13 protein-coding genes and 1 pseudogene are annotated in these 13,288 nt (G+C 67.3%); 13 read left to right on the top strand and 1 reads right to left on the bottom strand.

From position 1 onward, the window contains the following. Positions 1 to 135 precede the first annotated feature (135 nt). The 10 genes and pseudogenes from N416_RS21335 to N416_RS0106105 all read left to right on the top strand — a co-directional run bounded on the left by N416_RS21335 (position 136) and on the right by N416_RS0106105 (position 9,833). Positions 136 to 566, top strand: a pseudogene (locus N416_RS21335) (VOC family protein). Positions 567 to 611: 45 nt separating this feature from the next. Continuing rightward, entirely contained in the window at positions 612 to 1,061 is a 450-nt protein-coding gene (locus N416_RS0106145; RefSeq protein ID WP_024441243.1) for a hypothetical protein, read from the top strand. A gap of 10 nt (positions 1,062 to 1,071) precedes the next feature. Further along, complete coding sequence (locus N416_RS0106140) at positions 1,072 to 2,604, top strand: class I adenylate-forming enzyme family protein (protein WP_024441242.1); 1,533 nt, start codon at positions 1,072 to 1,074, stop codon at positions 2,602 to 2,604. A 36-nt stretch (positions 2,605 to 2,640) separates the two neighbouring features. Continuing rightward, the gene (locus N416_RS0106135; protein ID WP_024441241.1) at positions 2,641 to 3,888 is read left to right on the top strand and encodes a DNA recombination protein RmuC; all 1,248 of its coding nucleotides are present in this window, start codon (positions 2,641 to 2,643) and stop codon (positions 3,886 to 3,888) included. Positions 3,889 to 3,897: 9 nt separating this feature from the next. Beyond that, positions 3,898 to 4,554: a TetR/AcrR family transcriptional regulator gene (locus N416_RS0106130; RefSeq protein ID WP_024441240.1), complete on the top strand. Its 657-nt coding sequence runs from the start codon at positions 3,898 to 3,900 to the stop codon at positions 4,552 to 4,554. Between the two features lie 56 nt (positions 4,555 to 4,610). Next, on the top strand, positions 4,611 to 5,432 hold the full coding sequence (locus N416_RS0106125; RefSeq protein WP_024441239.1) for an SDR family oxidoreductase: 822 nt from the start codon (positions 4,611 to 4,613) through the stop codon (positions 5,430 to 5,432). A 13-nt stretch (positions 5,433 to 5,445) separates the two neighbouring features. Further along, on the top strand, positions 5,446 to 6,666 hold the full coding sequence (locus N416_RS0106120) for an acyl-CoA dehydrogenase family protein (RefSeq protein ID WP_024441238.1): 1,221 nt from the start codon (positions 5,446 to 5,448) through the stop codon (positions 6,664 to 6,666). Further along, positions 6,663 to 7,439, top strand: a complete 777-nt coding sequence (locus N416_RS0106115; protein ID WP_024441237.1) for an SDR family oxidoreductase — start codon at positions 6,663 to 6,665, stop codon at positions 7,437 to 7,439. The genes N416_RS0106120 and N416_RS0106115 overlap by 4 nt, the downstream gene beginning before the upstream one ends. Further along, on the top strand, positions 7,432 to 8,466 hold the full coding sequence (locus tag N416_RS0106110; RefSeq protein WP_024441236.1) for a phosphotransferase family protein: 1,035 nt from the start codon (positions 7,432 to 7,434) through the stop codon (positions 8,464 to 8,466). The genes N416_RS0106115 and N416_RS0106110 overlap by 8 nt, the downstream gene beginning before the upstream one ends. Next, complete coding sequence (locus N416_RS0106105) at positions 8,463 to 9,833, top strand: MFS transporter (RefSeq protein ID WP_024441235.1); 1,371 nt, start codon at positions 8,463 to 8,465, stop codon at positions 9,831 to 9,833. The genes N416_RS0106110 and N416_RS0106105 overlap by 4 nt, the downstream gene beginning before the upstream one ends. A 93-nt stretch (positions 9,834 to 9,926) precedes the next feature. Here the strand turns inward: N416_RS0106105 and N416_RS0106100 are convergent, their stop codons facing one another. Beyond that, complete coding sequence (locus N416_RS0106100) at positions 9,927 to 10,667, bottom strand: dienelactone hydrolase family protein (RefSeq protein ID WP_024441234.1); 741 nt, start codon at positions 10,665 to 10,667, stop codon at positions 9,927 to 9,929. Positions 10,668 to 10,764: 97 nt separating this feature from the next. Between N416_RS0106100 and N416_RS0106095 the strand changes: the two genes are divergently transcribed. From N416_RS0106095 to N416_RS0106085, 3 genes are read left to right on the top strand one after another with little or no spacing between them, the layout of a single operon-like run. Further along, positions 10,765 to 11,565, top strand: coding sequence for a thymidylate synthase (locus N416_RS0106095; RefSeq protein ID WP_024441233.1), 801 nt, complete (start codon positions 10,765 to 10,767; stop codon positions 11,563 to 11,565). Then, on the top strand, positions 11,562 to 12,056 hold the full coding sequence (locus N416_RS0106090) for a dihydrofolate reductase (protein ID WP_024441232.1): 495 nt from the start codon (positions 11,562 to 11,564) through the stop codon (positions 12,054 to 12,056). The genes N416_RS0106095 and N416_RS0106090 overlap by 4 nt, the downstream gene beginning before the upstream one ends. Continuing rightward, positions 12,044 to 13,285, top strand: coding sequence for a winged helix-turn-helix domain-containing protein (locus N416_RS0106085; protein WP_024441231.1), 1,242 nt, complete (start codon positions 12,044 to 12,046; stop codon positions 13,283 to 13,285). The genes N416_RS0106090 and N416_RS0106085 overlap by 13 nt, the downstream gene beginning before the upstream one ends. Positions 13,286 to 13,288: the final 3 nt, after the last annotated feature.

Genomic DNA, 13,288 nt, shown 5'->3' with positions numbered 1-13,288 from the left:
AGATCCGTATCGAACATACGTTCGACTATACCCGAATCCACTGACTCAAACTTTCTGACAGGGTCGCGTTATCCACAACGCGCACCTGATGAGTGCGAGTCCGACAGGATGCTCCGTCGCTCTAGGCTCGACCGTATGGAGCAGCAGGTGCACTTCGTCACCATCGCGGCCACCGATCTGGACGCGACCAGCAAGTTTTACGGTGCGCTGGGTTGGCAGCCGCTGCTGGAGGTCGAGGGAGAGATCGTCTTCTATCAGGTGGCGCCGGGCCAGGTGCTGGGGTTCTTTGACGCCGAGAAGTTCAACGAAGACCTGGCGCTGCCCGGCGACCATTCCCGGGTCTCCGGGGTCACCATGGCGCACAACGTCGACAGCCCCGACGCCGTGATCGCGCTGGCCGATGCCATGGCCGCCGCCGGTGGCACGATGATCAAGTCGCCGCGACCCGGCCAGTTCGGTGGCGTGTTCCCCACGCCCACATCCAAGACCCGAACGGTCTGATCTGGGAGATCGCCCATAACCCCGGCTGGCGGATCGCGCCGGATGGCACGGTAAGTCTCGGTTGAGGTCGTAGGGTGGCCGGGAAGTAAGGCGAAAGGAACGGCACGACGATGCCCTCACTGCTGAGTACGGCGCTGGGCGCGGCACCGATCTTCGGCGGAGCCCTGCTGACGGCGGCGGCCGGGCAGCTCAAAGGCCCCGACGTACGCGCGCTGATCAAACAGGACCTCGACCTGCTCGACCGGCTTCCCGCGGAACAGACCCAGCGGCGCGCGGATTTGCAGCGCACCATCGACGAGCGCATCGACGACTTGGTCGCGGCCTCCGATCGCACCAGGACGCTGCGGGCGGCGGCGCTGTCCTATCAGGGCAATTGGCGTGACGTGGTCTTCTTCGTCTCCTCGGTGCTGTTCACCTATGTCTGGTGGCACATCAACCATGACCGCGGTAATTGGCTGCCGATGTTCGTGGTGTTGATCCTCGCGTGCATCGTGTCCGCGGTCTACGCGCTGCGGGGGACCTTGCGGGTGGTAACGCACAGCTGGCGGCGTCGGCGATGACAGGCTGACCATGTCGCACGTCGTCGAAATCCCACGGCGCGGCAACCCTTTTCCGGCAACCGGGGTGACCCGCGACCACAACGGTGTCGCGCATTACCAGCAGCTGCCGGCGACGCTGCTCGATGTGTTGGCCGAGCAGGCCGAGCAGCGGCCCGACAGCGAAGCCGTGGTGGAACTTGCGGGCGATCGGCTGACCTACCGGCAGTTGTGGCAGCGGGCCGCGCGCGTATCCGGCGGGCTGCGAGGCGACGGTCTGGCGCGCGGTGATCGGGTCGCGTTGCGTTACCCAGCGGGACTGGACTGGGTGCTGGCGTTCTGGGGCACGCTGATGGCCGGCGGGATACCGGTTGCCGTCAATACCCGGTCGGCCGCACCGGAAGTCGACTTCATACTCACCGATGCCGGCGTTCGGGTGGACCTGGCTCCCGGCGCCGCACTGCCCGATGGCCCACCGTATGTGGTGGACGGGCTCGAAGCGGGCGACACCGCGGCGCTGTTCTACACCTCTGGTACCACCGGCAGCCCCAAAGGAGTGCCCACCACCCACGAGGCGTTTGTGACCAACGCCGAGAACATGATGCGCGCCTTGGGTCGGACCCGGACCTTGGCCGAGGAGTACCGCACGCTGATCTCGGTCCCGCTGTTCCATGTGACCGGCTGCAACTCCCAACTGCTGGTCGCCGCCTACACCGGCGGCACCGCGGTCATCATGCCGTCACTGAGTCTTCCCGAGTTGATCGCAACGCTTCCCGCGCAGCGGATCTCATCGATGGTGACGGTGCCGGCGATCTACGCGCTGCTGCTTCGGCATCCCGACTTCGCCAACGTCGACGTCAGCCGGGTGCGGTGGGTCGGCTACGGCGGGGCGCCGACGGCACCTGCGCTGGTGCGTGCGCTGCGCGAGGCATTCGGCGCGGCAACGGTGTTCAACGGCTACGGCATGACCGAGACCGCCTCGCTCATGACGGTGCTGCCGGACTCCGACGCGGTGGCGCACGCCGATTCGGTCGGCTACGCGGTGCCGTCGGGCGATATCGGCGTCGTGCCACTCGGCGACGATCCGGGCACCGGAGAACTGGTGGTGCGCGGCGCGAATGTGATGCGGGCCTACTGGAACCGGCCCGAGGCGACCGCCGCCACCATCATCGACGGCTGGCTGCACACCGGCGATGTGGTGCGCGTCGACGACGCCGGCCGGGTGCACATCATCGACAGGCTCAAGGACATCATCAACCGCGGCGGTGAGAACGTCTCCAGCGTAGAGGTGGAAGCCGCCCTGCTGTCGGCTCCCGGCGTGGCCGACGCGTGTGTGCTCGCGGTGCCCGACGAGGTGATGGGGGAGAAGGTCGGCGCGGTGCTGCTCGGCGACCAGCTCGAGATCGATGTGGCGGCGGTTCTGGAGTACTGCCGCGGCCAATTGGCGGACTTCAAGGTGCCGCAGTACATCACCGTGGTGAGCGAGGCGCTGCCCCGCACGGCCAGCGGCAAGCTGCTCAAGGCGCAGTTGCGCGATCAGGTGCGTTGGGGCTCGCCGCTGCGCTAACCGGGAGTTGTCGGTGGGGCGCGCTACCTTGCCGGCATGGACACAGCACTGCTGATCCTCCTCACCTCACTGGCGCTGCTGGCGGTGATCCTCCAGGTGGTGGTGCTGGTGCGCCCCGCCGGCGGGGAGATCTCGCCTGCACAGCTCTCGGCGTTGCGCGGCGACAGTGAACGCGTGGAGCGAACCCTGCGCGAAGAGCAGCATGCCGGGAGGGCCGAACTCGCCCAGGCCTTTCACCAGTGGCAGCTGACCCTGCATCGCTTCGGATCGACCCTGCAGGGCACCCAGGACAAACTGGGCGCCACGCTGGATCGGCAGCTGCGGAGCCTGCAGGCCGAGAACACCGCGCAACTGGAGAAGATGCGCGCCACGGTGGACGAGAAGCTGCAGGCCACATTGGAAACCCGTCTGGCGCAATCGTTCACGCAGATCTCGGAGCGGCTGGAGGCGGTGCAGCGGGGGCTGGGGGAGATGCAGACGCTGGCCACCGGGGTGGGGGATCTGAAGCGGGTGCTGACCAACGTCAAGACGCGCGGCATCTTCGGCGAGACGCAGTTGGCCGCCCTGCTGGCCGAGACGCTGACGCCCGAGCAGTACGCCACCAACGTCATCACGGTGCCGGGGTCGAGCGCCCGGGTGGAATTCGCGATCCGGTTGCCGGGAGCCACCGGCGCGCGTGAGGTGTTGTTGCCGATCGACGCCAAGTTTCCGCGTGAGGATTTCGAGCGACTGCTGGACGCGCAGGAACACGCCGACAGCGTGGGGGAGGCCGCGGCACGCCAAGCGCTGATCCGGCGGATCGAAGCCGAGGCCTGCGACATCCACGACAAGTACCTCGATCCGCCGCACACCACCGACTTCGGGATCCTGTTCCTGGCCACCGAGAGTCTGTATGCCGAGGTGCTGCGCCAGCCGGGGTTGTTCGAGCAGATCCAGGCCAAGTACAACGTCACCCTGGCCGGCCCGACCACGCTGGCTGCGCTGCTCAACAGCCTGCGCATGGGCTTTCGCACCCTGGCGATCGAACAGCGCAGCAGCGAGGTCTGGCAGGTGCTCGGCGCGGTCAAGACCGAGTTCGGAAAATTCGCGGCGGTGCTGGAGAAGACCCGCAAGCAGCTCGACACCGCCCGCAACACCATCGACACCGCCGGAGTCCGCACCCGGGCCATCGAACGCAAGCTGCGCGGGGTGGAGTCGCTGCCCGAATCAGAGGCCGACGCCATGCTCGGTGAACTCGGCGGCGGTACCGAAGAAGTCAGTGAAGTTGACATCGAATTCAGTTAGTCTGCCCGGATGGATGCCGTCCCGGCCGCCCCGGCCCGCCAGTTGCCGGCGACGGTGCGCGGGGCGCGCACCCGGGCGGGGCTGGTCGCCGCGGCCCGCAAGGTCTTCGAACGGGACGGCTACCTCGACGCCAAGCTGACCGACATCACCAAGGCCGCCGGGTGTGCGACCGGGTCTTTCTACACCTACTTCGCGAACAAAGAGGAGATCTTCGCCGCGGTCCTCGAACAGGCCCAGCAGGACATGATGCATCCGGGCATGGGCCGGGTGAGCGATTCCGACGATCCCTTTGCGGTGCTGGAGGCGAGCAATCGCGCTTACCTCGAGGCGTATCGACGCAATGCCCAGTTGATGGGGCTGCTCGAACAGGTGGCCCAGATCGACCCGAAGTTCCGCGCCTTCCGTGCGCGGCGAGCCGACGCGTTCGTGCAGCGCAACGCCGCCGGCATCGCCGATCTGCAGAAGCGGGGCATCGCCGGCGCCGATGTCGATCCGCTGCTGGCGTCGCGGGCGCTGTCGGGAATGGTCAGCAGGCTCGCCTACGGCACCTTCGTCGGCGAGGAGGCCGAGCACGCGTCAGGCGCCGACTTCGAGACTCTGGTCGCCACAGTCACCCGGTTGTGGGCGAACGCCCTGCAGTTCCGCTCCGTCAGTAATCGAATATGAGATCGGATTCAACTAATGTCACTGCCGCTGCGCACTGAAGAACGGGGACGTCGCTTATGAAGGTTGCCGAGCGGGTCGCGATCGTCACCGGTGGCGGTGGCGGTATCAGCGGCGCACTGGCCGCGGCGCTGGTCGAGGCCGGAGCCAAAGTGGTGGTGGCCGACCTCGACGCGGACGCCGCGGCGGCGGTAGCCGAGGAGATCAGCGCCGCGCATCCCGGTGCCGCAATCGGTCATGGCGGCGACGTCTCCAACACCGAGACCATTCGTGAGCTGATCGCGTTGGCGCAGGAGCGCTACGGCCCGGTGGACTTCTACTTCGCCAACGCCGGAATCACCGGTGCCCCCGGCCTGCCCGGCGAGGCCGACTGGGACCAGGCCATCGACGTCAACCTGCGCTCGCACATCCGCGCCGCGCAGCTGCTGATCCCCGACTGGGTGCGCCGCGGGGAGGGATATTTCGTCTCCACCGCATCAGCCGCCGGACTACTCACCCAACTCGGCGCCGCCACCTACTCGGTGACCAAGCATGCGGCTGTCGGATTCGCCGAGTGGCTCAACATCACCTACGGCGACCAGGGTGTGCGGGTCAGCTGCCTGTGCCCGATGGGTGTCAACACCAAGTTGCTCTACGCCGGTGAGCAATCCGGGGACCCGCTGGGCGACCTGGCCACCCGTGCGGTCACCACCGCCGGCGAGGTGCTGGAGCCCGCGGACGTTGCCGCCGAGGTGCTCGCCGCCATCGATGACGAGCGCTTCCTGATCCTGCCGCACCCCGTGGTGCTGGAGATGTTCCGGCACAAGGCAGGCGACTACGACCGCTGGTTGCGCGGCATGCGCCGCTACCAGCGCGGCCTGCTCGACTCCGAAAATTCCTAGGTGAGGAGCCTGTATGTCCCTGTTCGAAATATCCGAGCGCGCAAAGAAATACCAGACCGATCTGCTGGAGTTCATGGACGAGTGCGTCTATCCGGCCGAAGCGGTCTACGAGACGCAGATGGCCGAAGCCGGCAACCCGCACTTCCAGCCCCCGATCCTGGAGGAGCTGAAGGCCCAAGCGCGTGAGCGCGGCCTGTGGAATCTGTTTCACCCCCACCCGGAATGGGGGCCGGGGCTGACCAACCTCGAATACGCGCCGCTGGCCGAGATCATGGGCCGGAGCCCGCATCTGGCGCCGGAAGCCTGCAACTGTAGCGCGCCCGACACCGGCAACATGGAGGTGTTCACGCTGTTCGGCAGCGACGAACACAAGGAGAAATACCTCAAGCCGCTGCTGGAGGGCACCATCCGTTCGGCCTTCGCGATGACCGAGCCGCAGGTGGCCAGCTCCGATGCCACCAATGTCCAGCTGTCGATGGTGCGCGACGGTGACGGCTACGTGCTGAACGGCCGGAAATGGTTCGCGTCCAACGCCTTGCATCAGAACTGCAAGGTGATGATCGTGATGGGCAAGACCGATCCGAACACCGCTACCCACCGCCAGCAGTCGATGATGGTGGTCCCCATCGACGCACCGGGCGTCACCGTCATGCGTGGACTGCCGGTCTTCGGTTACCAGGACCGCGAGGGCCACGCTGAGATCGACTTCAAAGACGTACGCGTGCCCGCCAAGGACGTGCTCAAGGGCGAGGGCGAGGGGTTCGCCATCGCCCAGGCCCGACTCGGTCCCGGCCGCATCCACCACTGTATGCGGGCCATCGGCATGGCCGAGCGGGCCTTGGAGCTGCTGTGCAGGCGCGCCCAGTCCCGGATCGCCTTCGGCCGGCCGGTCTCGGACAACGCCAACATCCGTGACTGGATCGCCGAGGCGCGCATCGACATCGAGATGATCCGGCTGCTGACGCTCAAGACCGCGTACCTGATGGACACCGTCGGCAACAAGGCAGCGCAGGTCGAGATCGCAGCGATCAAGGTCGCAGCGCCCAACATCGCACTCAAGATCGTCGACCGGGCCATCCAGGTGCACGGCGCCGGCGGAGTCACCGAAGACTTCCCGCTGGCCGGCTTCTGGGCCCACCTGCGCACACTGCGGCTCGCCGACGGCCCCGACGAGGTGCACAAGCGCGCCATCGCGCGTCAGGAGCTGGGTAAGTATCGCGAGAACGCTCGATGACGGCACCGGACTTCGCGGGGCGCACCGCGATCATCACCGGCGGGTCGCGGGGGATCGGGTTGGCGATCGGGCAGCGACTGGCCGAAGCGGGCGCCAATGTGGTCCTGACCTCACGCGATCAGGAGAGTGCCGATGCGGCGGCGGCCCAGGTCAACGGCAACGCATTGGGTGTGGCCGCCCACGTCGCCGACGACGAGGCTGCCCAGCGCTGCATCAACACCACCCTGGAACGATTCGGCACTGTCGACATCCTGGTCAACAACGCCGGCACCAACCCGGCGTTCGGGCCGTTGATCGACCAGGACCACGCCCGGTTCGCCAAGATCTTCGAGGTCAACTTGTGGGGGCCGCTGCTGTGGACGTCATGCGCGGTCAAGGCATGGATGGGCGACCACGGCGGTGTGGTGGTGAACACGGCTTCCATCGGCGGGATGAGTTTCGCGCCGCTGATGGGCATGTACAACGCCACCAAGGCGGCGTTGATCCACGTCACCAAACAGCTTGCGCTGGAACTCTCCCCGGGGATCCGGGTCAACGCGATCTGTCCCGGCGTCGTGCGCACTAAGCTGGCCGAGGTGCTGTGGAAGGAACACGAGCAGGGATTGTCGACCGGTATACCGCTGGGCCGGATCGGCGAGCCGGTCGACGTGGCCGACGCCGTGTTGTTCCTGGTGTCCGATGCGGCGAGCTGGATCACCGGGCAGACCCTGGTCATGGACGGCGGTCAGATCCTTGGTGACGCAACAGGATTCCGGGGAGGTTCAGGTGGCTGACGAGCCACTGGGCATCGATCCGGCGGCTGCGACCGCGTGGATCACCGAGCTGGGCCTGCCCGTGGCCGGGCCGCTGAGCTTCGAGCGGGTCGGTATCGGACAGTCCAATCTGACCTACCGGGTGTTCGACGACGCCGGTCACAGCTGGGTGCTGCGCCGGCCCCCATTGGGAACGCTGCTGGCCTCGGCCCACGACGTGGCCCGGGAAGCACGAATCCTTGCGGCACTGGGCGATACCGAAGTCCCCACACCGCAGGTGTACGGGCTGACCCGCGACTCCGAAGGCACGCCGCTACTGCTGATGGAGTTCGTCGACGGCGTGGTGGCAGACCGGATGTCGGTAGCGCAGGCGCTCTCCCCGGAACGGCGCCGACAGATCGGGCTGTCGATGCCTAAGACCCTGGCCAAGATTCACGCCGTCGACATCACCGCGGTGGGCCTGGATGATCTGGCCAGCCACAAGCCGTACGCCCAGCGTCAGCTCAAACGGTGGGCCGGGCAGTGGGAGAAGTCCAAGACGCGCGAGTTACCGGCACTCGATGACCTGACCCGGCGGCTGACCGACGCCGTGCCGCAGCAGCAGGAACTGACGCTCGTGCACGGGGACTTCCACCTGCGCAACGTGATCACCTCGCCGCAGACCGGTGAGGTGATCGCGGTGCTGGACTGGGAGTTGTCCACCCTGGGCGACCCGCTGGCCGACATGGGCAGCTTGCTGGCCTACTGGCCGCAGGTGGGTGAAGAGCACATCGCCGGGGAGTTCGTCATCAGCACCCTGGAGGGTTTCCCGGACCGCGCGGAGCTGGCCCGGGTATATCTCGAAGAGACCGGGCGCGACGCGGCGACACTGCAGTACTGGCATGCACTGGGACTGTGGAAGGTCGCCATCATCGCTGAGGGAATCGTGCGGCGGGTGCTCGACAACCCGGCGAACAAGGCCGCTGCGGGTACCCCGATCACCGCGTGGATCGACGCCTTGGTCGACAAGGCGCGTGAGGTCGCCGACGAGGCGGGCATCGCCAGATGAGCACGTCGTATCGCGCCGGCGCGGCCGCCGGCGGGGCGGACCTTGTCGACGGTGTGCCGCGCCGCAGGATCGCGGTGGCGGCGATGGTCGGTACCACGATCGAGTTCTACGACTTCTACGTCTACGCTGCCGCCGCGGTCACCGTCTTCCCGCACCTGTTCTTCCCGAAGGGCAATCCCACTGCGGCGCTGCTGGCTTCGCTGGCAACGTTCGGCTTGGCGTTCGTGGCCCGACCGGTCGGGTCAATCCTGTTCGGTCACTTCGGTGATCGGCTGGGTCGCAAATCCACTCTGGTGGCCTCCTTGTTGCTCATGGGCGTCGCCACCTTCCTGATCGGCGTGCTGCCCACCTACCACCACATTGGCCTGCTCGCCCCGGTACTGCTGGCCGCCCTGCGGTTCTGCCAGGGCCTGGCGCTCGGCGGTGAATGGAGCGGTGCTGCGCTGCTGGCCACCGAAACCGCCAAACCCGGCCGGCGGGCGACGGCGGGAATCTGGCCGCAACTGGGTGCGCCCCTGGGCTACCTGCTGGCCACCACGATCTTTCTGATCCTGTTCCTGTGGCTGGGACAGTCCAACCCCGGGGTAGACGGGACCGGGCCCTTTCTCACCTGGGGCTGGCGCATTCCGTTCCTGCTGAGCGCCGTGATGGTGGCCGTCGGACTGTACGTCCGGCTGCGGCTCACCGAAACTCCGGTGTTCGCGCAGGCAAAGGCCACCGGTGCGCCGGTGAATGCTCCGATCGCAGTGCTGCTGCGGGGCAGCTGGCGCCGGCTGGTCATCGGCACGCTGGCGATGGTGGTGCCCTACACGCTCTTCTACACCGTGACGACCTGGAGCCTGAGCTACGGGACCGCTAAGCGTCCCCCCGAGGGTGTGGGGTTGGGTTATGGCTACGCCGAGTTCCTCGGGCTGCAGCTGATCGCCGTGCTGTTCTTCGTGGCGGTACTGCCGATCGTCGGCAGGCTGGCCGACCACTTCGGCCGGCGCCCGCTGCTGTTGGCCTTCACCGCCGGGATCATGGTGTACGGGGCCACCTTCGGCGTATTCCTGAATCCGACCGCGTCCGTCGGCGTGACGCTGGCTTTTCTGATCATCGGTATGACGTTGATGGGCTTGGCGTTCGGGCCGATGAGCGCGGTACTGCCCGAACTGTTCCCGACCAATGTCCGCTACACCGGTTCGGGTGTCGCCTACAACGCGGCGAGCATCCTGGGCGCGGCGGTGGCGCCGTTCATCACCACCTGGCTGGCCACCAGTTACGGCGTTGTCTGGGTGGGCGGCTATCTGTCCATCGCGGCCGCGTGCTCGTTCGTGGCTCTGCTGGCCATGCAGGAGACCAAGGACGCCGAACTCGTGGACGTCTAATTGCCGGGGCTGTTTCGGCGGTCCAGCTTCGCCTCTCCTTCGTCGAGCCTCGCTGATATAGGTCGAGCTTCGCCTCTCCTTCGTCGAGCCTCGCTAACCGCCGAGCGCGACTCCGAAGACGTCCCGCATCGCCGCCCAGTGCCGGGCCGCGGCGTCGGCGTCATAGGGCCCGTTGTCGGGCACCGCGAAGCCGTGCGCGGCCGGGTAGAACTCGACGGTGTGCGGGACGCCCGCGGCGCTCAGCGCCTCGTCCAGGGCTGTGGCATGCGCCTTGGTGAACGACGCGTCGTTCTCGGCGCCGGCCACATAGACGGTGGCCGTCATCTGATCGGCCAGCAGGTGGGGGCTGTCGGCGGAGTCGGTGACCAGTCCACCACCATGGAACGACGCGGCCGCTGCCACCCGGTCGGGCACGCGTCCGGCGACCACGACCGAGGTACGTCCACCCATGCAGTAGCCGCACACCCCGAATTTCTCGCCGCGGACTTCGGGCCGGCCGGCCAGATAGTCGAAGAACGCCTGCGCGTCGGTGGCCATCCGGTCCGGGGTCACGTCGCCGATCATCGAGAACAGCCGACCGCGCTCCTTGGCGTCGGCGAACACCGTCGCCATGTCGAACGGGGCCCAGTCGGGGTGCCGGTAGTACACATCGGGAAGCAGCACGGCGTAGCCGTAACCGGCCAGTTCGGCGGCCATCTCGTCGAAGGTCGGCCGCACCCCGCCCGCATCGGGATACATGACAACGCCGGGCCAGGGCCCAGCGCCCTCCGGAGTGAACAGACGAACCGGGCAGTCCCCGTCGGGCGTGGTGATGGTGTCGGTGATCGTGGGCATGGCCTCCGTTGTACTCCGCTATGAACGTTTGACTCAATGCGGCGACCCGCGGCGCGTGGCTTCGCCACGCTTTGTGATCGCCGCTAAGCTAGGCGCCGTGTCGATCGCGACCCCGTACGAGGACCTGTTGCGGCTCGTTTTGGCCGAGGGAACACCGAAGGCGGATCGCACCGGTACCGGCACGCGCAGCCTCTTCGGCCACCAGTTGCGTTATGACCTGGCCGCCGGATTCCCGCTGATCACCACCAAAAAGGTGCACCTGAAGTCGGTGATCTATGAACTGCTGTGGTTTTTGCGCGGTGACTCCAACATCGCCTGGCTTAACGAGCATGGCGTCACCATCTGGGATGAATGGGCCTCTGAGACAGGAGATCTCGGTCCGGTCTACGGAGTGCAGTGGCGGTCGTGGCCGACTCCGGCGGGTGAGCACGTAGACCAGATCTCTGCCGCGCTGCACCTGCTGCGCACCGATCCGGATTCTCGCCGCATCATCGTTTCGGCGTGGAACGTCGGCGAGATCGGCCAGATGGCGCTGGCCCCCTGTCACGCGCTGTTCCAGTTCTACGTCGCCGACGGCAAGCTGTCCTGCCAGCTCTATCAGCGCAGCGCGGATCTGTTCCTCGGCGTGCCGTTCAACATCGCCAGCTATGCGCTGCTGACCCACATGATGGCTGCGCAGTCCGGGCTGGGCGTCGGGGAGTTCATCTGGACGGGCGGCGACTGCCACATCTACGACAATCACGTCGACCAGGTCACCGAACAACTGAGTCGCGAGCCGCGTCCGTATCCGCAGTTGGTTCTGGCCCCGCGTGAATCGATCTTCGACTACACCTTCGACGACATCGAGATCCGCGACTACGACCCGCACCCCGCAATCAAGGCGCCCGTGGCGGTATGACGATCAGTCTGATCTGGGCTCAATCGAAGTCCGGGGTGATCGGGCGGGCCGGCGGCATTCCCTGGCGGGTGCCCGAGGATCAGGCCCGCTACAAGCAGCTCACCGTGGGCCACACCGTGGTGATGGGGCGGCTGACCTGGGAGTCGCTGCCGGCCAAGGTCCGGCCGTTGCCGGATCGGCGCAACGTCGTGCTCACTCGCGACCCGGGCTATGTCGCCGACGGTGCCACCGTGGTAGGCACCCTGGATCAGGCCCTGCAGGGTGACGACATCTGGGTGGTCGGCGGAGCCGAGATCTACGCGTTGGCGCTGCCGCTGGCCGGCTGCTGCGAAGTGACCGAGGTCGACATCGACCTGCCGGTGCAGGACGGTGACGCCGTGGCGCCGGTACTCGATCAGTCTTGGCAGGCCAGCACGGGGGAGTGGCTGACCAGCCGAACCGGACTGCGGTACCGCTATCTGACCTACCACCGGACTTCGTGCCAGTCCTGACCGCCGCGCAGGCGCGCCGGATCGCCGTTGCCGCACAGGGCTTCACAGATCCCAAACCCACTGCCACGGTCACCCGGGCGCACCTGAAACGGCTGATCTCCCGCATACAGGTACTGCAGCTGGACTCCGTCTCGGTGGCGGTACGCGCCCACTACGCGCCGGTGTTCAGCCGGCTCGGGCCCTATGACCGCACCGTGCTGGACCGAGCCGCATGGAGCCACAGCGCCCGTTCGCCGCGGCTGCTGGTCGAGTACTGGGCGCACGAAGCGGCGCTGATGGCCGTCGAAGACTGGCCGCTGTTGCGCTGGCGGATGCGGCAGTGGCCCCATGGCCGGTGGGGGTCGGCCATCGTGCGGGCCAACCCGCAACTGGTCACCGACGTCACCGCCGCGGTCGGCGAACTGGGTCCGGCCACCGCCGGTCAGATCGAAGAGCACCTGGCTGCCGCGTCCGGGCGGGCCGGCAAGGGGCCGTGGTGGAACCGCAGCGACACCAAATGGGTGGCCGAGGCGCTGTTCGCTGCGGGGGTGCTCACCACCGCCACCCGGGTCGGGTTCGCCCGGCACTACGACCTGGTGGAGAACGTGCTGCCACCGCAGGTGCTGGCTGTTCAGGTCGATGACGACGAGGCGATCCGCGAGCTGGTCCGCCGCGCCGCCGGCGCTTTGGGCATAGCCACCGAGGCCGACCTGCGCGACTACTTCCGGCTGTCGGCCACCCAGGTCAAACCCGCGATCGCCGCGTTGGTGGCGGCCGGCGAGTTGGAACCGGTGGCAGTCGATGGTTGGGACACCGCGGCCTATCTGCGTGCCGGGCAGGCGATTCCGCGAACCGATCGCGGCACCGCGCTGCTGTGCCCATTCGATCCACTGATCTTCTTCCGGCCGCGGGTGCAGCGACTGTTCGGCTTTCACTACCGCATCGAGATCTACACCCCGGCGCCCAAACGCCAGTACGGCTACTACGTGTGGCCACTCCTGCTGGACGGTGAGCTTGTCGGCCGGGTCGACCTCAAAGCCGATCGGCAACAGGGGGTGCTGCACGTCATCGGGGCATTCGCCGAAGCGGGGCAACCACGCGAACGGGTGGCCGAGGCACTGGCTACCGAACTGTGGTCGATGGCGTCCTGGCTCGGGTTGAGTCAGGTCAGCGTCGGGGATCGCGGGGATCTGGTGGCCGAGTTGCGCCGGCGGGTGCTTCCCGGCCCCGCGGACGCCACCCGCGCGTGACGG

It is taken from the genome of Mycobacterium sp. UM_WGJ, assembly GCF_000455125.1.
Classification (GTDB): domain Bacteria; phylum Actinomycetota; class Actinomycetes; order Mycobacteriales; family Mycobacteriaceae; genus Mycobacterium.
The sequence above is the reverse complement of the archived record's forward strand: the minus strand, read 5'-3'. Positions and strand labels throughout refer to the sequence as shown.

What these genes read in the sequence shown, in the direction of transcription:
- N416_RS0106145 (WP_024441243.1), top strand. Translation starts at nt 612, where the DNA reads ATGCCCTCACTGCTGAGTACGGCGCTGGGCGCGGCACCGATCTTCGGC.
- N416_RS0106100 (WP_024441234.1), bottom strand. Translation starts at nt 10,667, where the DNA reads ATGCCCACGATCACCGACACCATCACCACGCCCGACGGGGACTGCCCG.
- N416_RS0106125 (WP_024441239.1), top strand. Translation starts at nt 4,611, where the DNA reads ATGAAGGTTGCCGAGCGGGTCGCGATCGTCACCGGTGGCGGTGGCGGT.
- N416_RS0106090 (WP_024441232.1), top strand. Translation starts at nt 11,562, where the DNA reads ATGACGATCAGTCTGATCTGGGCTCAATCGAAGTCCGGGGTGATCGGG.
- N416_RS0106140 (WP_024441242.1), top strand. Translation starts at nt 1,072, where the DNA reads ATGTCGCACGTCGTCGAAATCCCACGGCGCGGCAACCCTTTTCCGGCA.
- N416_RS0106120 (WP_024441238.1), top strand. Translation starts at nt 5,446, where the DNA reads ATGTCCCTGTTCGAAATATCCGAGCGCGCAAAGAAATACCAGACCGAT.
- N416_RS0106105 (WP_024441235.1), top strand. Translation starts at nt 8,463, where the DNA reads ATGAGCACGTCGTATCGCGCCGGCGCGGCCGCCGGCGGGGCGGACCTT.
- N416_RS0106115 (WP_024441237.1), top strand. Translation starts at nt 6,663, where the DNA reads ATGACGGCACCGGACTTCGCGGGGCGCACCGCGATCATCACCGGCGGG.
- N416_RS0106135 (WP_024441241.1), top strand. Translation starts at nt 2,641, where the DNA reads ATGGACACAGCACTGCTGATCCTCCTCACCTCACTGGCGCTGCTGGCG.
- N416_RS0106130 (WP_024441240.1), top strand. Translation starts at nt 3,898, where the DNA reads ATGGATGCCGTCCCGGCCGCCCCGGCCCGCCAGTTGCCGGCGACGGTG.